This window comes from Rickettsia slovaca 13-B (genome assembly GCF_000237845.1).
Lineage (GTDB): Bacteria > Pseudomonadota > Alphaproteobacteria > Rickettsiales > Rickettsiaceae > Rickettsia > Rickettsia rickettsii.
In genome coordinates, this window is sequence record NC_016639.1 from 912,245 (window position 1) to 934,823 (window position 22,579).

A 22,579-nucleotide genomic window follows, 5' to 3' on the forward strand; every position below is an offset into this window, starting at 1 on the left:
TCGACGCCTATGGAGTCTTCTCGCAATGACGGAAAAAAACGCCACACACAACAACGCTGGTCAAACCACGGGACGACATTTATTTTTTCTTTTGACTATTAATAGCAGCATTCAAAACTAATTTAAACCACTTACCTAATAACTCTTGATCCTATATAATTTCAGGTAACACCTTCCAATATGATAGAGTTACAAGTTTACCTTTACTTTGATATACAAATGACTCAGAACCGAAAGATTGAAAATATTCATAAGTGCTTAGGTCTGACTTAAAATATAATTCATTGCTCTTAATAATTCCTATCATAAGAGCAATACACCACCCTTATATATACCATATCCACCAAACATTACACGAACGACTACTGAACCATATGGTTCTAACAATTCTTTGACATATTCAGTAAATGCATTTTGGTTCATAATAATCGCTTTAAATACAACAAACCATAAATAAACGTACCTAATATAATAAACAATGGAGTTAAAGGTAAATCAAAGTAGAAAGAGCTAAATGCAGCACAAAAATTAATAAATAAAGATATAAGAATTGATATTATAATCATCTGGGAGGGGCTATATGCTACAAACCGTGCAATCATTGCAGGAATAAGTAAAATAGCAGTTACCATAAGTACTCCGACAATCTTTATAGCAGAAAATACCGATAATGAGAGAAGAAGTAAAAATATTAGCTCAATAATATTAACCTTTAAGCCTTTTATGACGGCAATATCTCTATTGATAATAATAAGAAGAATTTGATTATAAAAATATACTATAAAGCCTATAATAGTTATTAGCACTATTGCAAGTATCATCAAATCATTAAAAGATACGGATAAAATATCCCCAAACAACAAATTCACTATATTATTCTGCAAAGAAGTAAAATAATTAATAACTAAAGCAACAGCTAGCATAAAGCTAGAAATCAAATTAATAACTGCGTTTTTTTCAGAATTATTTTTAAAAATAAACACAAAAAACGAAAAAAGAATTGCAACTATTATGCCTGAATATATTAATGGAACATGTGCTATAATACTTATACTAGCCACTAAAAAACTACTATGAGCAAGCCCGTCACCGAAATAAATATATCTCTTCCATAGGGCAATGCAGCCAAGCGGGGCAAATATGCAGCTAATTAAAATTAAGGCTAGTATTATTAAAGTCATCTGAGTATATTATATATGTTTGTTGTATGGCCTCTTGTTATCCCGTGGCTTGACCACGGGATCCACTAAAGTTCTTAGGCTGTACTTATGGAACCCGTGGTCAAGCCACGGGATGACATTGGAAAGAATCATAGACTATGTCTTCAATCGATAAAAAAGAATTAGAAAAATTTGAGAAAATTTCTCATAATTGGTGGAATAAGGACGGAGAATTCGGTATCTTACACCGAATAAACCCTATTCGCCTTGAATATATAATAGAGAAAATAACTACGCATTACAATAGACACCTTTCCAAACTCGCTTATAGAGAGGAATTGGTAGGAAACATGCAGCACAGCACCGCAGCGTACGCTTTGGTACGTGAGGATACGAGCAGCAGATTGACGCACAAATTACCTCTAGAAGTAGAGTTTGAAAAGATGTCTAACGATATTTCTAAATTAGAAATATTAGACGTCGGTTGCGGTGGAGGGTTAATTGCAACGCCTTTAGCGGCTCAAGGTTTTAACGTTACAGCCATTGATGCACTGCAAAGTAATATTGAAACGGCAACTGCTTATGCTAAGGAAAACGGTGTAAAGATAAATTATTTACAATCTACTATAGAAGAATTAGAAAGTGACAAGCTATATGATGTGGTAATTTGTCTTGAGGTTATTGAACACGTAGAAAACGTACAGCAATTTATACTAAATTTGGTAAAGCATATTAAGCCAAACGGTATGGCAATAATTTCTACGATTAACCGTACTAAAAAAGCTTATATACTTGGAATAATAGTTGCCGAATATATTTTAGGTTGGGTACCAAAAAACACTCATGATTATAGCAAATTCCTAAAACCGTTGGAAATTTACGAAATGCTTACGGATACCAAAATTGAAATTAAAGAGCTGAAAGGCTTGGTATATGATCCGGCTAAAAATGATTGGAAATTAAGCGATGATATAGACGTAAATTATTTTATGTGTTTGGGGAGAAAGAGTATGTGTTATCCTAGCTAACTTGATCAGCCTTGTTGCATGAATACCGAATCGTCATTGCGAGCGACTGTAAGGAGCGTGGCAATCCAGAAAAATAATAAAAAAATGCTAATTTTTAGCATTTTTTACTGGATTGCTTCGTCAATTGCTATGCACTTTCCTCGCAATGACGCAAAAACTGATCCATGCAACACAGCCAACTTGATCGCGGGATCCAGTTAAACATACTAATAATATTAGTATGTTTAGTTGTTTTCTGGATACCGTGGCAAGCCACGGTATGACACAGTTCTTAGTATATATTTAAAAAAGATAATAAATGAATAATAACGTAATTACTAGATTTGCTCCGTCACCGACGGGGTTTTTACATATAGGTTCGGCAAGAACCGCCCTTTTTAATTATTTGTTCGCAAGGCATCATAACGGTAAGTTCTTGCTTCGCATTGAAGACACTGATAAAGAAAGGTCAACTAAAGAAGCGGTAGAAGCTATATTCTCAGGTCTAAAATGGCTAGGGCTTGATTGGAACGGTGAGGTTATATTCCAGTCTAAACGTAATAATCTTTACAAAGAAGCTGCACTAAAATTACTGCAAAACGGTAAAGCATATTATTGTTTTACTCGCCAAGAAGAAATAGAAAGACAGCGACAACAAGCTTTAGAAAATAAACAGCATTTTATTTTTAATAGCGAGTGGCGTGACAAAGATCCATCTATCTATCCTACTGATATTAAGCCGGTAATACGTCTAAAAACTCCAAGAGAGGGTAGCATAACAATTCATGACACTTTACAAGGTGAGGTAGTAATTGAAAACTCTCATATAGACGATATGGTACTATTAAGAGCAGACGGCACTGCTACTTACATGCTAGCCGTTGTAGTAGACGATCATGATATGGGTATAACTCATATTATTAGAGGTGACGATCATTTAACCAATGCAGCAAGGCAACTCGCTATTTATCAGGCTTTCGGATATGCAGTACCGAGCATGACTCATATACCGTTAATTCATGGAGCAGACGGAGCAAAATTATCCAAAAGGCATGGAGCATTAGGCATTGAAGCTTATAAGGATATGGGGTATTTACCGGAAAGTTTGTGCAATTATTTACTGCGTCTTGGATGGAGTCACGGCGATGATGAAATTATCTCAATGACTCAGGCTATAGACTGGTTTAATCTTGATTCACTCGGTAAATCACCTTCTAAGCTTGATTTTGCTAAGATGAATAGCCTTAACGCTCATTACTTAAGAATGCTTGACAATGATAGCTTAACTTCAAAGACTGTAGAGATATTGGAACAAAATTATAATACACTTCTTCGGAAGCTCGCTTATAGGAAGGAATTTGGAGGAAACACGGAACGCAGCACCGCAGCGTATATAGACATACGTGAGGATGCGAGTACCAGATTGACGTACAAATTACCCCTAGCAGTAGAGTTGCCGAAGAAGTTTAAGATTAGTGAGCAGGAAATAGGCTATATCAAACAAGCAATGCCAAGCTTGTTAGTTAGAAGTGAAACATTACTAGAACTAACACGCCTTGCTCAAATTTATCTAGTAGATTCGCCTATCATCTACAGCCAAGATTCAAAAGAAATTATAGAAAATTGCGATAAGAATTTAATCAAACAAATTATAGAAAACTTAAGCGAACTTGAGCAGTTTGATAAGGAATCCGTACAGAATAAATTTAAAGAAATAGCAGCAGCAAACGACTTAAAGCTGAATGACATTATGAAACCGGTAAGAGCTTTAATAACAGGTATGACTGCATCACCTAGCGTATTTGAGATTGCAGAAATTTTAGGAAAAGAAAATATTTTAAAAAGGTTAAAAATTATATGAAAGATTGTATAAAAAAAATTGCTTTTATTTTTAGTGGATTATTTATAATAACCGGCACTTTTGTTTTGTATAGCATAGAAAACGTCAACGCATCAACAGCACCAAAAAAGTACGGAGCTTGGACTTTAAATTGTACTCTTAATAATGAGAAAAAACAACTTTGCTTCTTATCACAACAAATTAATAATCTAGAGAAAGATAAAGAAAAGGAAATATTAGCCATTTATCACATAGGTTATTTCAATGGGGAACAAGAAAAACAGGAATTAAAAATAATAGAAATAGTCCCGTCAAATGTTCAAATTCCGGCAGGTACAGTTATTAATAGCGGTGACAAACGAATAGCAGCCGGAAAATACGTAAATTGTACAGTAAACGGCTGTCAGGCTTTAGCTATTATTACAAAAGACGATCTAGACATGATTTTATCAAACGATAATTATATAGAACTAATTACCGCAGACGGCAAACAAGCTAAAATTTCATTTATAAAAGACGGCTTAAAGGAAGGCCTAAAAGCTTTAAGTAGATAGTAACGCAAAAATTTAAGCATTGTTGCGTGGATACTAAACCGTCATTGCGAGCAACTGAAAGGAGCGTGGCAATCTCAAGATTTTGGTCCGAGATTGCTTTGTCAAAATTTTCAATTTTTCCTCGCAATGACGACTTGGGTATCCGCACAACAAAGCTTTGAGTCGCTTAGCGCATAACCACTCGCTACTAAGTTGCTTTAAAGCTTAATTAAGCATCGTGATGATGGTGTCCATGTCCAGGCCCTTCACCGCCTAAACTTGCTTCATATTCAAGAACCCATGATTGATGAAATGCCATGCCGGTCAGCGACTATCCATCTCTCTAAAAGAACGCGAAATCGCGCTTCTCTTTCCAGAAGAATTATTAAGTGATCCGTAGAAGCAGGTAATGGATGGCTCCAAAATGGTTTTTCTTGGCTTATATTTTCAAAAAATGTCTTAAGCTCATTAAAAGTTAGTCTTTGAGAAAAATCATTAGGATGATCAGTGATCGCATATGTATAACCACGTGTTTTATGTGCCATGGTATAATCCCAATGTATGTCAAACTTGTCACCGACTTTTACTTTATGAAAATGATGGTACTTGCTTCTATCTCTCCAATCAAATGTTTTGTCAGATGAAAATTGTCACATTTCTGCATTAGTATAATTAACAGAATCTCTCTCATCTTCTTTTCCACCGCTAAGAAGATGTCCCTCTTTAATTTATACTAATTCAGTTAATAGTTATACTTACGAATAACTAAACACCAATTAAAGCAATAAACTTAATGAAGTTCTATTAATATTTCTAATTAATTTGCTATTTTTAGTAAATATTAATAAAACCCAGCTTTAGTTGATATTAATAGGAAAAATTAAGCTTGTGGCGAGCTTCGCACTACCCTACCCTATTATTTTAAATTAAACGAATATATACATTATAGATTAACCTTGCCTATAACTGCAACAAGAAATCTATTCTTAATAATTAAAGCGTAAAACCACTTAAAACCTTTTGATCATCCTATATAAGACTGTTAACAAAATAACTTTAATTGATAATTAAAGAGATTTTTACAGTAATAAATATCCCTATTTCAAAAAAATCTTATAATTTGCAGTTAAAAAGAATTTAATGAGCTTTAAAATTATTTTGTTAACAGTCTCATAGGATAAATACCAAAGGTTGAGCTATTATAATTAATTAAAAAATATTTCAGTCATTTATTGAAATAATTACAAGAAATTCTATATTTTATTTTTTGAGGAAGAGTTTTCTTAAAGAGTTTATTTTCAAATTAAGCAAAGAATCGCTTTAAAACCCATTTGTTGCATAAATCAGTTGTGTCCTACTGCGACTTTTAATAATGTGTTGTACAGCACGTTGTTAAAATTGTCATTGCGGAGCAGGCATTGCCTGCGTGGACTAGTTTCTCAATTGTCATCCTGCGAGCTTGTAGCAGGATCCAGTTTAAAATGCTAATATTATTAGTATTTTTTTCTGGATACCATGGTTAAGCCACGATATGACATTGAACAGGTTTTGCGGTCCATGCAACAATGCCTCCTTACAATGAGGAGAACGAGCAATACAACAAAACGGGTTTATTAGATCTATTGCATAACCTATCTTATAGAGATATAGACTTAGAAATCCATACCGCCCATGCTTCCCATACCGCCACGCATTGGCATTGGCTCTGCCTTATCAGAAGGTTCGTCAACAATTAAAGTTTCCGTGGTAATAATTAACGAAGCAACGGAAGCAGCATCTTGAAGTGCAGTACGCACTACTTTAGCCGGATCAATAATTCCTGCTTTAATCATATCGACATATTGCATATCTTGAGCATTAAAGCCATAATTTTTATCCTTATGTTCTAGTAATTTACCAACTACTACGCCACCGTTTTCACCGGCATTTTCAACAATCTGTTTTAACGGATCCTTTAAAGCTTCTATTACTATTTCAATACCTGCTTGTTGATCCTTATTCTCTACTTTAAGCTTTGTTAAAGGTTGTGATGCATGAAGTAATGTTACACCGCCACCGGCAACAACACCTTCCTCAACTGCCGCTCTTGTAGCAGCAAGTGCATCTTCAACACGATCTTTACGCTCTTTCACTTCAACTTCCGTAGCACCGCCAACCTTTAATACGGCAACACCGCCGGAAAGTTTAGCTAAACGCTCTTGCAGTTTTTCTTTATCATAATCAGAAGTAGTTTCAGCTATTTGAGATTTAATTTGTAATACTCTATCTTCAATATTTTTCTTATCACCGTTACCGTCAACAATTACGGTATTTTCTTTAGAAATTGTTACTCTTTTTGCTGTCCCTAGACTCTTAATACTCACATTTTCAAGCTTCATACCTAAATCTTCAGTAATAAGCTCACCTTTAGTTAGGATAGCAATATCTTCCATCATTGCTTTTCTTCTATCGCCAAAACCGGGAGCTTTTACTGCCGCAACTTTTAAACCACCACGTAATCTATTGACTACAAGCGTTGCAAGAGCTTCGCCCTCAACATCCTCAGCAATAATTAATAGCGGGCGTTGTGATTGTACTACAGCCTCAAGTATAGGTAACATCGGTTGTAAATTTGATAATTTTTTCTCAAATAGTAAGATGAAAGGATTTTCAAGCTCAGCAACCATTTTCTCAGAATTCGTTACAAAATACGGTGATAGATAACCTCTATCAAACATCATACCTTTAACTACTTCAACATCGAAGCTAAAATTCTTTGCTTCTTCAACGGTTATCACGCCTTCTTTACCGACTTCCTCCATTGCCTTAGCAATTTTCTCACCGATTTCCTTATCACCGTTTGAAGAGATAGTACCGACTTGTGCGATTTCCTCTTGGCTATTGATTTTTTTACTGGATTTTTTAATTTCTTCTACTACTGCGTTTACCGCTAAATCCATACCACGCTTTAAATCCATAGGATTATAACCGGCAGCTACTAGCTTATTACCCTCACGAGCCAAAGCTCTAGCAAGTACCGTAGCTGTAGTAGTACCATCACCGGCTACTTCTGCAGCTTTTGTAGCAGCTGATTTTAATAACTGAGCTCCCGCATTTCTAATTTTATCTTTTAACTCGATCGATTTTGCAACCGTCACACCATCTTTTGTAATTTTCGGTGAACCAAATGATTGCTCTATAAGTACATTTCTGCCTTTTGGACCTAAAGTAACTTTTACTGCATCTGCAAGTATATCAATGCCTTCTAACATTTGCTCACGAGCTTTTGAGCCGTGTTTAATAAGTTTTGTTGCCATATTTAATTTCTCCTTAAAAACAAATAATTAATTAATAATACCAAATACGTCGCTTTCTTTCATAACGATCAGTTTTGTGCCTTTAATTTCAATTTCGGTGCCTGCCCATTTACCGTATAAAACTTTATCGCCTACTTTTAGCTCTAAAGGATGAATTTCGCCTTTTTTATTACGAATACCATTACCTACGGCTACTATTTCACCTTGCATCGGCTTTTCTTTTACAGTATCCGGAATAATAATTCCACCTTTAGTTTTTTCTTCTTGTTCGATAGGCTTTATTGCAATTCTATCATGTAATGGTTTAAAAGACATTATTAACCTCCAATTATTAAATCTTTAAATGTACATACTATATATATTTTATTTTTGTTAGTTCAAGGGGCAAGAATAAATTTTTTTTTATTAGAGGTCTATTCTTTCTCAAAATCCTCTAAACTAGTGCCGTGTTTAGTTTTACTCCATTTCAAATTCAAAGGACAGAAAATTATTTCAAATACTGCTTTATATGAAGCTACAGTATGTAATATAAAATAACTAGCCCATCAGCTCAAAGCTACTATATCCTGAAATTTTACTTTTCCGCTTTTTAAAGAATTTTTTAATATATACAGAGCTGTACCATAAGATATAAAAGCGAAAAAATACTATTAATAAGCCATAAATAATTAATTATAGAATTTTTATTTATAACAATAGAAAATATTATAAAGGGTAAACTCCAAAAATTATAAGTAGATAAGCCGATGAAAATATAAATTGTTATTACTTGCAATAAAGTAAACTTTTGGCATTTATCTTTTTGTGCTTTAAATACCAAAAATGTTTGCAAAAAGCCTTGAATCCAATGTGATCTTTGATTTAGCCAATTACCTAAACTATTCGGAGCCTCTTCTAGAGTATAGGAATCACGAATAGCTACTTTATAGTTCTGTGAGTAAATTCTTATACCAAGCTCGGCATCTTCTGTTACATTATAAGAATCCTATCCGCCAAGCTTATTTAATAATCCGTTTTAAAATGATTACTAGTACCCCCGAGGTGTAGGAAGTTTTAGCAAACTTAATCCTTTCAAGATATATTCAAACCATAAACTATATTCTATATTAAACATTTTTGAGAATAGGTTAAAATATTCTCATTTTTATTATAAAAATTAAGCTTAACTTGAAGACAAGCATATTCTAGAGGTAAGTTTTTAAACATTGCTAGAGCTTTAAGTAGCTGTTCAGGTTTATCTTCAGCATCATATACTACTAGATACTCGCCACGTGAATATTCTAGAACATAATTAAGGGCTTTCGGCTTTTAGTTCTTGGTAGACTTTTCGGAACAGATATAACATGAAAATAAGACGGTAAATTATATAACACTATTTCTTTAATTATTAGATAATCGTCATCTTCGATAATAATTTTAACGCCTAGCTTATCTTTTGGATAATTAATTAATGAAATATTTTTAATTATTGACCTTAACTTACTGAATTCTTTATATAACGGTACTAAAACTGTATAAACCGGTAAAGCTTTCTCCTCATTTTGAAAAATTTGTGATTCCACCGAATGATTTTTAGTACTACTTGTTTTGTGAAGCGATTCCACCTCTGTCATCCCGCGACTTGATCGCGGGATCCAGTTAAAAATACTAATATTAGTATTTTTAATTATTTTCGGGATACCGTGGTCAAACCACGGTATGACACCGAATACGCTTTTCAATCCATGCAACCCTTACCGAAGGCGATTCTCTTACTGCCCTTATACATAACAGAGATTTTAAAATATTTTGCAAACAATAGCTTATATTATTAGCAACATGAAATAAAACCGGCAGATAAATCAATGTGGCTATAAACACGACGAAAAATATTATTATTTTATTGGTATACTTAATATTCTTAGCAATAATCAGTCCGACTTTAAATTCAAGAGCATATTTTGCTTTGATACTAGTTAAATAGGCGAAATTTTTTTCTAATAATTTATAAAAATAATATTTCTTGATCAGCATTATAGATCTAAAAATATTATTATTACTACACAATATTTTTAGATCATTTATAGCAGTTATTGTATTACCATGAACATCGTCATATATACAATAACCATTCACTACATAGGCTTGTATATAAGAATAATTATAAATTTTAATATAATATATCAATCATTATCTCATTATCGATAATTGCTTCTTCGATCATAGCTTTTAAACTATTAGCTTGTTTTTTACCTAATCAGTTTTTATCTCTGATTATCTGTAATATTATATCTTCATTTATACATCTAACCATGCTGAAAATTTATACCTGATATTTTATATTTCTTAATTTGAAAGACTGCGATCCCAAAAATGACCGATTTGAGCAGTTAACAAGTTTCTATTCTCTTTACCAAAATTAATTATCTTTGCAATTCCTAACTGCTCATAAACTGAACTATCATATACATAGCCGTAATTTTGCCGAGTATGGTATTTTGTAAAACTTGTAAGCATTATGCCGTTTTTAAATTTAATCCCTTCACAAGTAGAAAAATTATAATACATCTTCTTAGAACCAATATTAATTGAATGTCCAAAGCTAAATATATTTTGATTAAAAATAATAACAGGGCGGATATTTTTAGACATTCCCATTAGTAAAGATATCTCGCCTAAAAAATCTTCTTTAAGTTTTTTACTCTTACTCATTAAAATTTTAGGCTGAGCCACAATAACAAAATCTTTATCTTCAAATAGCTTCAATTTATAGTAAATAGAAGCATCCGTGCTTATGTTTTTTTCATTCAAAAATTTATCTTCTTTGTACAAAAAATGTACTCCAATATTTTGATTATCGGTAATACCGTATTCTACAGTACTACTTACAAATTGCTCATATTGATCAGAGGATAATTCTACTAATAAGGCATAATAGACGACAATAATATAATCTTAATACCATAGCCGCTTAAATTTAAAAAATACACTATAATAGCAATTATAAATTGAGTAAAGAGCTGGGTTAAAAAATTTTTAATTGAAGTAGTATATGGCATATTGTAGTAATGATTTTATAACTTAAAATTCATTCAAAGAGGAAAATATGAATGATCCAAAATATAGAACTATTACTTTTACCGAAGAAAGTAGAACAGCAAATATTAATATATCCCCCAATAAAATAACAATTGGAGCTAATCAGCGTGTTACGTTTGAAAGCCTAGGCAATGTTGCGGAATTAATCTTAGGACCACATAGTAGTGTTAAAGTAACAGATCTTAATCATAAGGTATTTATAAATAATACCAATCGAGATAAGATAATTATATTATCAGGTGAACATATTGCTTTTGATGATAATCCATACGCTTAATAAATACGTTCTTCTCGTGGAAGATTGGTTGCGTGGATACATGCACCGTCATTGCGAGGAGCAAAGCGATGCGGCAATCCAGAGCAATAATAAAAAAATGCTATAAATTAGCATTTTTTGCAATGACGGGAACACTGATCCACGTAGCAACTTTCTAAGACCCAAGCAGTACCTGATTTTGTAGTTTAAATAATTCCGCAGCTCCACCTTTAGCAAGTTTTAACATTGCTAAAAACTGCTCTTCGGAAAAAGGATTTTTCTCTGCCGTGCCTTGTACTTCGATTAAATTACCGTTACCTGCAAACACAAAATTACTATCCACGTCCGCATCACTATCTTCTAAATAATCCAAATCTAGTATCGCCTCACCTTTATATATACCGCAAGAAATAGCTGCAATTTGACTAATTAACGGGTTCACCTTTAAAACTCTCTTTTTCATCAAGGACCTAATAGCTAGGTGCAATGCTACGTAGCTCCCTGTTATTGCTGCAGTTCTAGTACCGCCGTCAGCATTAATAACATCACAATCTATGATAATTTGCCTCTCGCCGAGTTTCCTCACGTCAATTACACATCGCATCGCCCTACCTATTAAACGCTGTATCTCTTGCGTTCTTCCGCCTTGTTTCCCAAGTGCCGCTTCTCTTTTAATACGCTGTGATGTAGAACCGGGAAGCATACCGTACTCGGCAGTAATCCAGCCTTGATTTTGTCCCCTCAAGAATGGCGGTACGGTAGTTTCACAAGTAGCACTACACATGACATGTGTATTACCGATTTTAATAAGACATGAACCTTCCGCATTAATAAGCGGGGATAATTCTAATGAAATAGGACGTAATTGGTTGCTTTTTCTTCCTGACTGTCTCATAATACAATTTGTACTCCATAAGTAAAAATAAATAGTAAAGTTTAATTTGGAAAAGAGTAAGGCGTTTCATATTTTTTGACCGCAGCATACATACTAGTACGTGAGAATAAAAAAATACGAAACAACGACGCAAATTTTTCAAATTAAACGAGTATACCATTGAAAAAATTTTTATTATATCTATATATATCTCAAAAAAGAACATAAATATAAAGTAAATAATATGATAGACGATAATATAGAAAATAATGAACAAACAATAAATGATATTGCTGAAGAGATAGTTGAAACAGCAAATCCGGAGGTAACAGCGTTAAAAGCCGAGATTGAAGAGCTAAAAGATAAGCTAATAAGAACTACTGCTGAAATAGACAATACAAGAAAGCGTTTAGAAAAAGCACGTGACGAAGCAAAAGATTATGCAATTGCTACATTTGCTAAAGAACTACTAAATGTTAGTGATAATCTTTCAAGAGCATTAGCACATAAACCGGCAAATTCTGATGTAGAAGTCACAAATATTATTGCAGGCGTTCAGATGACTAAAGACGAGCTAGACAAAGTCTTTCATAAACATCATATTGAAGAAATAAAGCCGGAAATAGGATCAATGTTCGACTATAATTTACATAATGCAATTGCGCAGATAGAACATCCTGATCATGCACCGAATAGTATTATTACTTTAATGCAATCAGGATATAAAATTAGAGATAGACTACTTCGTCCTGCTACCGTACAAGTAGTTAAAAAACCTTAATACTCGATCAACTTCAAAAATTGGCGTCGTCGTTTTACAAGAGCTTCAATTCTCACGTATTAAGTATACGCTGTGATCTTCGCCTTGTGAACTCCTAGCTCTTTTTGAAGTTGATCTTCGTATAGAAAATGAGGAAAATAATAATGAATAGAACCGTTATATTTTGGCTAGTTTTTTTAGGGCTTTTTATCAGCGGTTTTATGCTAATTTCAGACGCAGTAAAACCATTTTTTATCGCATTTATAATATCTTACTTACTACAACCTGCTATAGGTTTTATCGCATCAAAATTTAAAATATCAAATAAATTTGCATCAAGCATAATTTATCTGATATTTTTGAGCATATTTTTCTTAAGCTTAACTATTTTAGTGCCGATAATTTATGGACAAATTTTTACTTTTATAAATAATATTCCAAAATATAACAATTATTTACAGGCAGAAATATTACCGCCTATAATGGTAAAAATTTATTCGATAGAACCTGATATTGCCGATAAAATCAAGAATTCTTTAAGCAATTTTATAAATAGTATATTTACTATACTTGGCAGTATTGCTAATAATTTTTGGCGTTATACTATTATAACTATTAACATATTTGTTTTATTTTTACTTATACCTATAATATTATTCTATTTCCTACGTGATTGGGCTAAAATTATTGCAAACATGAAATCATTATTACCTATAAAAACCCGACCGAAAATCCTTGAAATATTATCGGCAATTAATAATCTGTTATCTGCTTACATAAGAGGACAGCTAAATATTTGCTTATTATTATCTACTTATTATAGTATTGCATTTACCGTAATAGGTATTGATCTCGCTCTTTTACTTGGCATTTTAACAGGATTTTTAGTTATTATTCCTTTCCTTGGTACTTTTATATCGTTTCTTTTAACTCTAATTATCGGCTATTTAACTTTTGGTGTAACTACTAAATTACTATATATAATAATAATTTATCTAGTTGGAAATATTTGCGAGTCTTATATTTTCACCCCTAAAATTATCGGTGATAAAATAGGGTTGCATCCTCTTTGGATTATATTCTCAATTTTTGCCTGCGGCAGTTTATTTGGAATTATTGGAATATTTTTTGCTATACCCATTGCAGGGATTACAAAAATTTTACTTTTGAATCTAATTAAATTTTATAAATCTAGCAAATTCTATCGAATAGACGACTAAAAAATTCTTATAACAGTGCAGCAATATATATTTCGTTTTACTACTTCTAGTAAATATCATCCTGATGAATTTATTGTTTCTAGTTCTAACGATCAAGCTTATAATATTATAAAAAATTGGCAGTGCGGCTTTGGCGTTAACCCTTATAAATTTACTTTATTAATTAAAGGACCTTCTTCGTCAGGCAAAACTTATTTAACCAAAATATGGCAAAATTTAAGCAATGCCTATATTATTAAAGATATTTTTTTTAATGAAGAAATTTCAGAAAAATATAATGCTTTCATCATTGAAGATATTGAAAACTGGCAAGAGCCGACATTACTTCATATATTTAATATTATTAACGAAAAACAAAAATATCTTTTACTTACCGCATCTGATAAAAGCAGAAATTTTACTTTACCCGATTTATCTTCACGTATTAAATCAGTACTTAGTATTCTATTAAACTCACCTGACGATGAATTAATCAAAATTCTAATATTTAAGCATTTTGCTATTTCTTCGGTAACAATATCCCGACAAATAATAGATTTTCTTTTAGTAAATTTGCCTAGGGAATATTCGAAAATTATAGAAATATTAGACAATATTAACTATTTTGCTTTAATTTCCAAAAGAAAAATAACAACTTCATTAGTCCAAGAAGTTTTAAATAAGTATAATCATAAAACATTGTAACTTTTGCCTTGAATTTATAGACTTGAAATCTGCTCAATATAACATTTCTATAAATTAACTTTTTAGAAAAAATTGTGTTGGGATACGAAAAAAAACAAAAAAGTTTAAACAGAGAACAAAAACGGGCTATAGGCATAGGCTTACTATCTATAGGTACTTTTTGAGAATATTTTGATCTTATGCTATATGTTCATATGGCAGTACTAATTGATGAGCTTTTCTTTCCGCAATATGATACTCACGTTAATCGACTTCTTGCAGTTTTTTCTTTTTGTTCTACTTTTATTTTTAGACCCTTAGGAGCTTTATTATTTGGCTGATAATATAGGTCGGAAATCCACAGTCATTATTACCACTATTTTAATGTCATTTTCTTGCATCGTTATGGTTAATCTTCCTACTTATGCCCAAGTAGGTGCTAGTGCCGCCTGCATAGTAACAATATGCCGTATAGTGCAAGGTATGTCATCCATGGGAGCAAGAGTAGGAGCAGAATTATATTTAACGGAATCTGTTGGAGTTCCTAAACGCTTTCCTGCCGTAGCATTTGTAGGGGTGTGTGCTAGCTTAGGATTAACTGTGGTCCTTGGCGTAGAAACCTTAGTTACATCCTATGACTTTAATTAGCGTATCGCATTTTGGGTAGGTACAGGAATTGCATTAATAGGTAGTGCTGCTAGGACTACTTTGCGAGAAACACCGGATTTTGTTGATGCTAAGCGTAGAATACAAGAAACGATAAAAGATAGTAATATAATTGATGTAGCAAAGATAAAAAATAATCCTGTATGGCAGGAAAAAGTTAATAAGAAGACTGCAATTTATTATTTTTTAATACAAATTTCTATAGTAGAATTTTTTGTAGCACTAGCACTTACGTGTTTATGCTATAAATGCAATTAGTAATATTTTTAACTTTTCTTCTATCTAATCCATTAATATTAGATAATATAACGCAAGGTTAGCAAATTCTCTTAATTCCACTAATTGTAGTGACTTTTTCTCCAAGTGAATCCCCGGCAATTCCAATATTTTATAAAAGTTTTCCGGTTTTAAAACGATTTACCTATGCTAGCTTTATATATGCTTATTCAAGAGCCGCTATGTTATGTAATTAATTCTTTTGGGCTTGTTTATTTAACAGAACGTTTTAATAATTTAGGATTGTTGATGATAGTAATTCCTATTATTATAGGGTATAGCCTCGGTATATCACCTTTTAAAAAGCTAGAAGTTGAAGCAGGAAATTATTATTGAATATAAAAGGCGAAATGCGGCTTGCACCTTTTATATAAATTAAATTAGTTATATACTTTATCTTCTTAAGCTAATTCGGTTTTAATTCTTTCAAGCAGAGCAAAAACCTTACAATATTCTTCAAGCTTTGCGTTTATTTTTTGCAGCTCATCTAAAGTACTACTAAAATCTTCTTGTATTAAATAGGTTTCTACAATTTGATTCTGCTCTAATGTTTTAAGCATAATATCTTGTAACAATTTATTATAGTGATTTTCTAACTTAGGTGTATTTGACATAATGATTAATAAATAACTTTGTATTTTAATTAATATATGAATTTTTTAATAATACAATCACTTTTAGTTAGTTTATGTTATTATTTATCTCTCTTTGCTCTATTAACACTAATTCATGATAAAGATTTACCTTAAATTTGCATTTTAAGTAATTTAATTATAGATAACTATTAACAAATTTTAATAATTATCTACAATGCACCCTAAAACAGATTAAAGGCATACAAATGGAGCGAATAGAATGGCAAGACCTATAAAAGAAGAAAAGAAATATGCCACACTCACTAGAAAAGGATTTAGATATTGTAAAGGCATCATCCAATAATATAGACACAGTACCTAAAAAGCAGCCTCCAATATTTAGCAGTATGGATTATATAGAAGTTATACAAAGGCGTAACTTGGAGCGTATAATTTCTCAAGAAACAGTAAAAAGTAAAGATGATTTATATATAATAGAGCAAGAACGGATACAGCAATTAATGAGTAGAGGCACACACGCCTTAACAACCCATGAACAACACCCCAATACTAATTTATAAAAGTGAGTATAAAGCACAAAATAACTCAAGAATATCCAGTATTATAAATAGTATTAAGACCTCAAAAATAGGGTAATATAAAGAAAATAAGCAACGTAACAGGAAAGATTCTTTTTAATAAAACCACAGCTAGCGTACTCGGATTAATAGCAAGTAGTATTATGCTGGCAACTATAGCACCTGCCACAGCTCCATTTATGTTTGTATCAGCGCTGCCATGGCAACATCTATAGTAGGTAAAGCCATAATAGATGTAGTACATACTCGCAAGATACGTCTTCTTACACAAGAAAATAAATTATTAGAAAAACATCGTGATGATTTGAGTAAACAACAAGCTCTTCTAAAAATTGATCCAAAGTTAAAAGATATTTTAAAAGATGATTTATATATACATAATGAGCAGCAACAAACGAAAGACAAAAGTAATAAAGGTACTAAATCATTATTTATAGCATCGGTTATAACAAATGTAATAAATAATATAGTAAACGTGGCGGGGATATCAGCAGCTATAGTCGGTAATAATGTAGTACAAATAATTTCATCAATAAATATAGGATTACAATCATTAAAAGGTTCTAAAGATTCGGTCAATCAGATCCAAGATAGGATAAAGTTAATTAAGGAGCTAAACCATAATATTAATCAAGAAACACAAAAAGCAGATATAGGTAATTATAAAAATATACAAGCATTAGCAGAGATAGGATATAAACACACTATTCAAACTGTAGCATTAAACGCATTACTACAAGATAAGAATTACTTTAGATTTACCGATCAAGAAAAACAACAGCGATTTAATCAGCTTAGTGAAGAAATAATCCAGTATAAAAATGCTAAAATTTAGTATTTTTATACTGGATTATTTCTTCAATTACTTTGTAATTTTCTAGCAATGGCATTAAATTATTAACTAATATATACTTAGTTAGAAATGCCCTTTCACAAAGATACTGTTTTTCTTGATAGGTTTAACTATTGTAACATTTAAAACTGAAAAACTTGAGTTTAAGCTTCATTCATTGTTTGATCGTTGAAATACTAAAAACTTTTGATTGGTGGGCGATGACGGACTCGAACCGCCGACACTCTCGGTGTAAACGAGATACTCTACCAGCTGAGCTAATCGCCCATATTTTTTATTAATTAGTAAAATAACATCATTTATAATTCATAAGAAGTATATAAATAATTTAGCAAAATTTTATTAGTTTTTGCTTTTAAATTACTATAAAGTGTTATTTACTTTCAAACTTTTTATTTGCCTTGATAATCTGCTGATTTTTCTTGAGGCGGTATTTAATTTAATTATATTTTTTTTCACACCTTGCATTATCTTAGACTGAGCAACAGATAAAGCTATGTTAGCATTTTCTTTATTACCAAGACTGATTTCATGTACAACTTTCTTTATAAAAGTTTTTATTGCACTAGATCGTTTTTTATTGATTAGAGTTCTTTTTACTGTTTGTCTAGCAGCTTTTTTTGCTGAAGAATGATTAGCCATCACCGAATCCCTTATATTTTAATTTTTAATTTCTTCATTAGCATCTTGCTGTATATTTCCTTTAGCATTAATATCTCTATCTACAAATTCAATATATGCTATCGGTGCTAAATCACCATAACGGAATCCGGCTTTTATTATTCTAGTATAACCGCCAGGTCTATCTTTATATCTGGTACCTAAAATATTTATAAGCTTTTCTACTGCTGTTTTATCTTTTATTTTTGATAAAACGCTTCTTCTTACCATTAAATCAGCTTTTTTAGCTTTAGTAATTAGAGTTTCAATATAAGGTCTTAATTCCTTAGCTTTTGGTAAAGTAGTTTTAATTTGTTCATGGGTTACAAGTGCTACAGCCATATTAGCGAGCATTGCTTGCCGATGACTACTTGTTACATTTAACTTTCTGCCTTTAATTTTATGTCGCATTTTTTAGTCCTTAATTATAAGAATCTTCATAACGTTTAGATAATTCCTGAATATTTTCCGGTGGCCAATCCGGTACATCCATACCGAATCTTAAATTAAATTTTGCCAATATTTCTTTAATCTCATTTAAAGATTTTCTACCGAAATTTGGAGTTCTTAGCATATCGGATTCCGTTCTTTTTACTAGATCCCCTATATATATTATATTATCATTTTTCAAACAATTTGCCGATCTAACCGATAATTCCAATTCATCAACTCTCTTAAGTAAATAAGGTGAAAATGGTAAAGCATCAGTTTTAACTTGCTTATCTTCTTCCTGTTCTTCAAAAGAAATAAATAATTGTAATTGCTCCTGTAAAATACGTGCAGCTAAACCTACAGCCATTTCAGGTAATACATCACCGTTAGTTTCTACAAACATAATTAATTTATCATAATCGGTAACCTGACCTACCCTAGTATTTTCTACCTTATAAGTAACACTCTTTACCGGATTAAATAAAGCATCTATAGCTATTTCACCAATAGGTAAATTATCCTCATAACTATTTGTGCTAAGTACATATCCTTTACCAACCTTGCAAGTTAATTCCATTTCAAGCTGCTTGTCCTTAGCTAGATCACAAATTACATGATCCGGATTCAGTATTTCTACATCATGACCTGTTTCAATCATACCGGCCGTTACAACACAAGGTCCTGTTGCTTTTAATTTCATGATACGTTTTTCTGCAACATGCATTTTTACTTCAATACCTTTAATGTTTAGAATCACTTCCGATACATCTTCTTTTACACCGGGTATAGAAGAAAATTCATGTTCTATAGCAGGGATCTTTATAGACGTGATAGCTGCTCCTTGTAAAGAAGAAAGTAATACTCTTCTCATAGCATTACCGAGTGTTAAACCAAAACCTCTTTCTAAAGGTTCAACTACAATTTTAGCTTTATTATTGGTTTCAGGAAAATTTTCATAAGCAACTTTATTCGGCTTTATTAAAGTATTCCAATTTTTACTTAACGATAACATTTAATACCTATGATTCTCTTATACTCTTCTTCTTTTTGGCGGTCTTACTCCATTATGAGCAATTGACGATACATCTAAAATTGATGTAACCACAAAATTTTGTCCGAATAAAGCTCTCATTGCTGATTCACGCTGAGCCCCCGGTCCTCCAATCCTAATAGAAATAGTTTTTAGACCATATTCTTTTGCTTTTTCCGATGCTCTATCAATTGTTACTTGAGCTGCATAAGGTGTTGCTTTTCTTGCCCCTTTAAACCCATTACCTCCTGCCGATGCAGAAGCAATAGTATTACCTTGGATATCAGTAAATGTTACTATAGTATTATTAAATGATGCTCGGATATGCACAACACCAAGAGTGATAGTTTTTTTCTTTTTCTTAACTTTAACCGTCTGATTCATTATTTATACTCTATACTTAAACTATTATTTTACAGCTTTTTTCTTTCCGGCTATCGCAATAGCTTTACCTTTTCTAGTTCGAGCATTAGAATGCGTGTTCTGTCCTCTCACCGGCAACTTACGTATATGTCTAAGTCCTTGATAACATCTTATATCTTTCTTTTTCTTAATATTAAGCGTAACTTCTCGTCTTAAATCACCCTCAACTTTATACTCACTTTCAATAATATTACGTAAGCCTATTAACTCTTGATCTGTCAGTTCTTTCACTTTTTTATCTTTCGATATTTTTGCTTTATTACAGATCTCTGCTGCCATAGTAGGCCCAAGACCGTAAATGTAAGTTAAACTCACAACTAAACGTTTATTATCAGGAATATTAACACTTGCAATTCTTGCCACAAATAATCTCCAAAATTTTACTGGTAACTAAAAAATAATATAAAAATCTTTGATAAAGTCAATTTATTTTTAGTATTTTCTGTATATCAATTTCTATTTCTTGTTCATTTTTACTTCCATTAACTATATAAAAATTACCACTATTTTTATAATAATCTATTAACGGATATGTTTCTGTTTTATATACTTCAATTCTTTTTTTTATTACTTCTTCATTATCGTCTTTTCTATAATCAAATGTACTTGAACCGCAAACATCACATACATTATCAGTTTTAGGCTGCAAGAAGTACCTATTATATATTTTACCGCAATTTTTACAACTATATCTTCCTAAAATTCTTTTAATTAATAATTCATCTGAAACATCAAAATATATTATTTTAATTTTTTCTTTAATAAATGATTCAAAAAATTTCGCTTGCTCTAAATTACGCGGATATCCATCTAATATGTAGCCGTTTTTATATTCAGAGGATAATAAAAAATTTTTGATTACTTGATTAACTATTTCATTAGGGATAAGCTCCCCTTGCTTAACATAATTATTAATTAACTCTGCTTCACTAGTTGATGTTTTAATAATTGTTCTAAATATATCACCGATTGCTATATGTGGTAAATCAATTTTTTTAGCTATCTTTTTTCCTTGTGTGCCCTTTCCCGCTCCTGGAGGACCTAAAAAAATTACTATCACTATTTAAGCTCATTTTTAATTTTTTAATTTTACTTTCTTCATTAAACCTTCATACTTACTACTAAATAAGTAAGTTTGAATCTGAGTCATAGTATCAAGTACCACGTTCACTACAATTAAAAAACTTGTACCTCCTAAAGAAAGAGAGATTACATATTTATTCATTAATAGCTCCGGAATTACACATATTACACTTAAATATATCCCACCTATAACCGTAAGCCTTGTAAGTATATAATCAAAATAATCAGACGTATTTTTTCCTGGTCTTTTACCTGGAATATAAGCACCGTATTTTCTTAAATTATTAGCAGTTTCTTCAGAATTAAATACTATTGCAGTATAAAAAAAACTAAAAAACATAATTAATGCTACATATAATAAAATATATACAGGTTTTCCATGCCCTAAGTAATAAGTAAGCATGCCCATAGTTTCTGAATTACTATTAGAAAAATTAGCAAGCGTAGCAGGAAATAGTAAAATTGAACTAGCAAATATTGGAGGTATTACACCAGAAGTATTTAACTTGAGAGGCATATGGGTTGCTTCGCCTCCATAAATTTTATTTCCTACTTGTCTTTTAGGATACTGCACCAATAATTTTCTTTGGGCTCTTTCAAAAAATATAATTATAGCTATTAATACAACTACTCCAATACAAACAGCTATCGCTATTAAAGGCGATAATGCTCCTTTTCTTGATAATTCAAACATACTAATAATAGCACTAGGTACTCCTGAAATTATACCTATAAATATAATTAAAGACGTACCATTACCTATTCCGCGTTGTGTAATTTGTTCTCCTAACCACATTAATAGCATCGTGCCTACAACTAAAGTAATTACGGTTGTAACTCTAAAGAAAAAACCCGCTAAGATTACTACAGGACCAGTATTTGTTACAATCGACTCTAAACTTATAGCAACTCCATAAGCCTGAAAAGAAGCAAGCAGAACCGTTAAATATCTCGATAGCTGATTTACTTTTCTTTTGCCGACTTCCCCTTCTTTTTTTAAATTTTCCAAAGGTTTATATGCAACTGACATTAATTGGATAATAATTGAGGCAGTAATATACGGCATAATTGCTAAAGCAAAAATGGACATTCTACCTAGCGATCCTCCGGATAGCATATTAAACATTCCGAGTATTCCGGATTGATTCTTTGCAGCCACACTACTTAAAGCAATTGAATCTATACCAGGTATAGGTATAAAAGACCCAAATCTACATACTATAAGAATGAGAATAGTAAAAACAATGCGACTAACTAAATCATTACCGGATTTTTTAGAAAAATTCTGCCCCATA

The 22,579-nt window shown here is 31.7% G+C and carries 29 protein-coding genes, 1 tRNA gene and 2 pseudogenes; 12 read left to right on the plus strand and 20 right to left on the minus strand.

Features of this window, described 5'->3' with window-relative positions; all coding sequences use genetic code 11:
• Window positions 1-79: 79 nt before the first annotated feature.
• Together RSL_RS10700 and RSL_RS04950 are read right to left on the minus strand one after the other, a co-directional pair.
• Window positions 80-423: pseudogene (locus RSL_RS10700) on the minus strand (TfoX/Sxy family protein).
• Entirely contained in the window at window positions 420-1,181 is a 762-nt protein-coding gene (locus tag RSL_RS04950; protein ID WP_004997884.1) for a metal ABC transporter permease, read from the minus strand. The pseudogene RSL_RS10700 and the gene RSL_RS04950 overlap by 4 nt, the downstream one beginning before the upstream one ends.
• 137 nt (window positions 1,182-1,318) lie before the next feature.
• Here RSL_RS04950 and ubiG point away from each other — a divergent pair, with 137 nt between their 5' ends.
• The 3 genes from ubiG (at window position 1,319) to RSL_RS04965 (ending at window position 4,561) form a co-directional block, all read left to right on the plus strand.
• A complete protein-coding gene (gene ubiG, locus RSL_RS04955) occupies window positions 1,319-2,188 on the plus strand; it encodes a bifunctional 2-polyprenyl-6-hydroxyphenol methylase/3-demethylubiquinol 3-O-methyltransferase UbiG (protein ID WP_014273676.1) in 870 nt (289 codons plus the stop codon).
• A 298-nt stretch (window positions 2,189-2,486) separates the two neighbouring features.
• Entirely contained in the window at window positions 2,487-4,028 is a 1,542-nt protein-coding gene (gene gltX / locus RSL_RS04960) for a glutamate--tRNA ligase (protein WP_014273677.1), read from the plus strand.
• Window positions 4,025-4,561 (plus strand): invasion associated locus B family protein, encoded by a 537-nt coding sequence (locus RSL_RS04965; RefSeq protein WP_004997873.1) that lies wholly within the window; start codon window positions 4,025-4,027, stop codon window positions 4,559-4,561. Before gltX ends, RSL_RS04965 begins: the two co-directional genes overlap by 4 nt.
• A 36-nt stretch (window positions 4,562-4,597) precedes the next feature.
• Here the strand turns inward: RSL_RS04965 and RSL_RS10705 are convergent.
• From RSL_RS10705 to RSL_RS05000, 8 genes and pseudogenes are all read right to left on the minus strand, one after another.
• A pseudogene (locus RSL_RS10705) lies at window positions 4,598-4,714 on the minus strand (zinc ABC transporter substrate-binding protein); the annotation flags it as partial.
• A 116-nt stretch (window positions 4,715-4,830) separates the two neighbouring features.
• On the minus strand, window positions 4,831-5,103 hold the full coding sequence (locus tag RSL_RS10115) for a lytic polysaccharide monooxygenase (protein WP_231287786.1): 273 nt from the start codon (window positions 5,101-5,103) through the stop codon (window positions 4,831-4,833).
• Window positions 5,104-6,192: 1,089 nt separating this feature from the next.
• On the minus strand, window positions 6,193-7,836 hold the full coding sequence (groL, locus tag RSL_RS04975; RefSeq protein WP_014273678.1) for a chaperonin GroEL: 1,644 nt from the start codon (window positions 7,834-7,836) through the stop codon (window positions 6,193-6,195).
• Window positions 7,837-7,863: 27 nt separating this feature from the next.
• Window positions 7,864-8,151, minus strand: a complete 288-nt coding sequence (locus RSL_RS04980; RefSeq protein ID WP_012737041.1) for a co-chaperone GroES — start codon at window positions 8,149-8,151, stop codon at window positions 7,864-7,866.
• A 286-nt stretch (window positions 8,152-8,437) separates the two neighbouring features.
• The gene (locus RSL_RS10120; RefSeq protein ID WP_324602885.1) at window positions 8,438-8,785 is read right to left on the minus strand and encodes a glycosyltransferase family 2 protein; all 348 of its coding nucleotides are present in this window, start codon (window positions 8,783-8,785) and stop codon (window positions 8,438-8,440) included.
• A 331-nt stretch (window positions 8,786-9,116) separates the two neighbouring features.
• Complete coding sequence (locus RSL_RS10125) at window positions 9,117-9,566, minus strand: glycosyltransferase family protein (RefSeq protein ID WP_231287671.1); 450 nt, start codon at window positions 9,564-9,566, stop codon at window positions 9,117-9,119.
• Window positions 9,523-9,951: a hypothetical protein gene (locus RSL_RS10965; protein WP_231287673.1), complete on the minus strand. Its 429-nt coding sequence runs from the start codon at window positions 9,949-9,951 to the stop codon at window positions 9,523-9,525. The genes RSL_RS10125 and RSL_RS10965 overlap by 44 nt, the downstream gene beginning before the upstream one ends.
• A 210-nt stretch (window positions 9,952-10,161) precedes the next feature.
• Complete coding sequence (locus RSL_RS05000; RefSeq protein WP_014273679.1) at window positions 10,162-10,647, minus strand: hypothetical protein; 486 nt, start codon at window positions 10,645-10,647, stop codon at window positions 10,162-10,164.
• A 274-nt stretch (window positions 10,648-10,921) separates the two neighbouring features.
• Between RSL_RS05000 and RSL_RS05005 the strand changes: the two genes are divergently transcribed.
• Complete coding sequence (locus RSL_RS05005) at window positions 10,922-11,191, plus strand: hypothetical protein (RefSeq protein WP_004997861.1); 270 nt, start codon at window positions 10,922-10,924, stop codon at window positions 11,189-11,191.
• A gap of 154 nt (window positions 11,192-11,345) precedes the next feature.
• On the opposite strand, the gene rph is transcribed toward RSL_RS05005, so the two are convergent.
• Window positions 11,346-12,065: a ribonuclease PH gene (gene rph, locus RSL_RS05010; protein ID WP_010977568.1), complete on the minus strand. Its 720-nt coding sequence runs from the start codon at window positions 12,063-12,065 to the stop codon at window positions 11,346-11,348.
• A 223-nt stretch (window positions 12,066-12,288) separates the two neighbouring features.
• Between rph and grpE the strand changes: the two genes are divergently transcribed.
• The 6 genes from grpE (at window position 12,289) to RSL_RS05045 (ending at window position 15,965) form a co-directional block, all read left to right on the plus strand.
• Window positions 12,289-12,825, plus strand: a complete 537-nt coding sequence (gene grpE, locus RSL_RS05015; RefSeq protein WP_010977570.1) for a nucleotide exchange factor GrpE — start codon at window positions 12,289-12,291, stop codon at window positions 12,823-12,825.
• A gap of 143 nt (window positions 12,826-12,968) precedes the next feature.
• Entirely contained in the window at window positions 12,969-14,024 is a 1,056-nt protein-coding gene (locus RSL_RS05020) for an AI-2E family transporter (protein ID WP_014273680.1), read from the plus strand.
• A 15-nt stretch (window positions 14,025-14,039) separates the two neighbouring features.
• Window positions 14,040-14,708 carry an HdaA/DnaA family protein gene (locus RSL_RS05025; RefSeq protein WP_014273681.1) on the plus strand — a complete coding sequence of 223 codons (669 nt, stop codon included), beginning with the start codon at window positions 14,040-14,042 and terminating at the stop codon, window positions 14,706-14,708.
• Window positions 14,709-15,020: 312 nt separating this feature from the next.
• Window positions 15,021-15,335 carry an MFS transporter gene (locus RSL_RS05035; protein ID WP_014419897.1) on the plus strand — a complete coding sequence of 105 codons (315 nt, stop codon included), beginning with the start codon at window positions 15,021-15,023 and terminating at the stop codon, window positions 15,333-15,335.
• 60 nt (window positions 15,336-15,395) lie between these two features.
• A complete protein-coding gene (locus tag RSL_RS05040; RefSeq protein WP_231287676.1) occupies window positions 15,396-15,611 on the plus strand; it encodes an MFS sugar transporter in 216 nt (71 codons plus the stop codon).
• Between the two features lie 180 nt (window positions 15,612-15,791).
• Window positions 15,792-15,965, plus strand: coding sequence for a hypothetical protein (locus RSL_RS05045; protein WP_041472171.1), 174 nt, complete (start codon window positions 15,792-15,794; stop codon window positions 15,963-15,965).
• Between the two features lie 65 nt (window positions 15,966-16,030).
• Here the strand turns inward: RSL_RS05045 and RSL_RS05050 are convergent, their stop codons facing one another.
• Window positions 16,031-16,243, minus strand: a complete 213-nt coding sequence (locus RSL_RS05050; RefSeq protein WP_014419898.1) for a hypothetical protein — start codon at window positions 16,241-16,243, stop codon at window positions 16,031-16,033.
• A gap of 272 nt (window positions 16,244-16,515) precedes the next feature.
• Between RSL_RS05050 and RSL_RS05055 the strand changes: the two genes are divergently transcribed.
• Complete coding sequence (locus RSL_RS05055) at window positions 16,516-16,785, plus strand: hypothetical protein (protein ID WP_014419899.1); 270 nt, start codon at window positions 16,516-16,518, stop codon at window positions 16,783-16,785.
• 217 nt (window positions 16,786-17,002) lie between these two features.
• Window positions 17,003-17,638, plus strand: a complete 636-nt coding sequence (locus RSL_RS09590) for a hypothetical protein (protein WP_014419900.1) — start codon at window positions 17,003-17,005, stop codon at window positions 17,636-17,638.
• 209 nt (window positions 17,639-17,847) lie between these two features.
• Here the strand turns inward: RSL_RS09590 and RSL_RS05065 are convergent.
• The 8 genes from RSL_RS05065 to secY all read right to left on the minus strand — a co-directional run bounded on the left by RSL_RS05065 (window position 17,848) and on the right by secY (window position 22,578).
• A tRNA-Val gene (locus tag RSL_RS05065) sits at window positions 17,848-17,923 on the minus strand.
• A gap of 96 nt (window positions 17,924-18,019) precedes the next feature.
• Entirely contained in the window at window positions 18,020-18,298 is a 279-nt protein-coding gene (gene rpsT / locus RSL_RS05070) for a 30S ribosomal protein S20 (RefSeq protein WP_004997845.1), read from the minus strand.
• A gap of 18 nt (window positions 18,299-18,316) precedes the next feature.
• A complete protein-coding gene (gene rplQ, locus RSL_RS05075; RefSeq protein ID WP_004997844.1) occupies window positions 18,317-18,727 on the minus strand; it encodes a 50S ribosomal protein L17 in 411 nt (136 codons plus the stop codon).
• 10 nt (window positions 18,728-18,737) lie between these two features.
• Complete coding sequence (locus tag RSL_RS05080) at window positions 18,738-19,760, minus strand: DNA-directed RNA polymerase subunit alpha (RefSeq protein WP_014273682.1); 1,023 nt, start codon at window positions 19,758-19,760, stop codon at window positions 18,738-18,740.
• Between the two features lie 18 nt (window positions 19,761-19,778).
• Window positions 19,779-20,162, minus strand: a complete 384-nt coding sequence (rpsK, locus tag RSL_RS05085; RefSeq protein ID WP_004997839.1) for a 30S ribosomal protein S11 — start codon at window positions 20,160-20,162, stop codon at window positions 19,779-19,781.
• Between the two features lie 24 nt (window positions 20,163-20,186).
• Window positions 20,187-20,564, minus strand: coding sequence for a 30S ribosomal protein S13 (rpsM, locus tag RSL_RS05090; protein ID WP_004997837.1), 378 nt, complete (start codon window positions 20,562-20,564; stop codon window positions 20,187-20,189).
• 58 nt (window positions 20,565-20,622) lie between these two features.
• Window positions 20,623-21,261: an adenylate kinase gene (locus RSL_RS05095; protein ID WP_014273683.1), complete on the minus strand. Its 639-nt coding sequence runs from the start codon at window positions 21,259-21,261 to the stop codon at window positions 20,623-20,625.
• A gap of 15 nt (window positions 21,262-21,276) precedes the next feature.
• A complete protein-coding gene (secY, locus tag RSL_RS05100; protein WP_014273684.1) occupies window positions 21,277-22,578 on the minus strand; it encodes a preprotein translocase subunit SecY in 1,302 nt (433 codons plus the stop codon).
• Window position 22,579 lies beyond the last annotated feature (1 nt).

Bases quoted from the DNA above. Each gene is read 5' to 3' on its own strand.
- rpsK (WP_004997839.1), bottom strand. From the start codon at position 20,162: ATGAATCAGACGGTTAAAGTTAAGAAAAAGAAAAAAACTATCACTCTT.
- RSL_RS05020 (WP_014273680.1), top strand. From the start codon at position 12,969: ATGAATAGAACCGTTATATTTTGGCTAGTTTTTTTAGGGCTTTTTATC.
- RSL_RS09590 (WP_014419900.1), top strand. From the start codon at position 17,003: ATGGCAACATCTATAGTAGGTAAAGCCATAATAGATGTAGTACATACT.
- rpsT (WP_004997845.1), bottom strand. From the start codon at position 18,298: ATGGCTAATCATTCTTCAGCAAAAAAAGCTGCTAGACAAACAGTAAAA.
- RSL_RS05005 (WP_004997861.1), top strand. From the start codon at position 10,922: ATGAATGATCCAAAATATAGAACTATTACTTTTACCGAAGAAAGTAGA.
- RSL_RS05050 (WP_014419898.1), bottom strand. From the start codon at position 16,243: ATGTCAAATACACCTAAGTTAGAAAATCACTATAATAAATTGTTACAA.
- gltX (WP_014273677.1), top strand. From the start codon at position 2,487: ATGAATAATAACGTAATTACTAGATTTGCTCCGTCACCGACGGGGTTT.
- rplQ (WP_004997844.1), bottom strand. From the start codon at position 18,727: ATGCGACATAAAATTAAAGGCAGAAAGTTAAATGTAACAAGTAGTCAT.
- RSL_RS04965 (WP_004997873.1), top strand. From the start codon at position 4,025: ATGAAAGATTGTATAAAAAAAATTGCTTTTATTTTTAGTGGATTATTT.
- grpE (WP_010977570.1), top strand. From the start codon at position 12,289: ATGATAGACGATAATATAGAAAATAATGAACAAACAATAAATGATATT.
- RSL_RS05055 (WP_014419899.1), top strand. From the start codon at position 16,516: ATGCCACACTCACTAGAAAAGGATTTAGATATTGTAAAGGCATCATCC.
- RSL_RS05045 (WP_041472171.1), top strand. From the start codon at position 15,792: ATGCTTATTCAAGAGCCGCTATGTTATGTAATTAATTCTTTTGGGCTT.
- groL (WP_014273678.1), bottom strand. From the start codon at position 7,836: ATGGCAACAAAACTTATTAAACACGGCTCAAAAGCTCGTGAGCAAATG.
- RSL_RS04950 (WP_004997884.1), bottom strand. From the start codon at position 1,181: ATGACTTTAATAATACTAGCCTTAATTTTAATTAGCTGCATATTTGCC.
- rph (WP_010977568.1), bottom strand. From the start codon at position 12,065: ATGAGACAGTCAGGAAGAAAAAGCAACCAATTACGTCCTATTTCATTA.
- RSL_RS04980 (WP_012737041.1), bottom strand. From the start codon at position 8,151: ATGTCTTTTAAACCATTACATGATAGAATTGCAATAAAGCCTATCGAA.
- ubiG (WP_014273676.1), top strand. From the start codon at position 1,319: ATGTCTTCAATCGATAAAAAAGAATTAGAAAAATTTGAGAAAATTTCT.
- secY (WP_014273684.1), bottom strand. From the start codon at position 22,578: ATGGGGCAGAATTTTTCTAAAAAATCCGGTAATGATTTAGTTAGTCGC.
- RSL_RS05080 (WP_014273682.1), bottom strand. From the start codon at position 19,760: ATGTTATCGTTAAGTAAAAATTGGAATACTTTAATAAAGCCGAATAAA.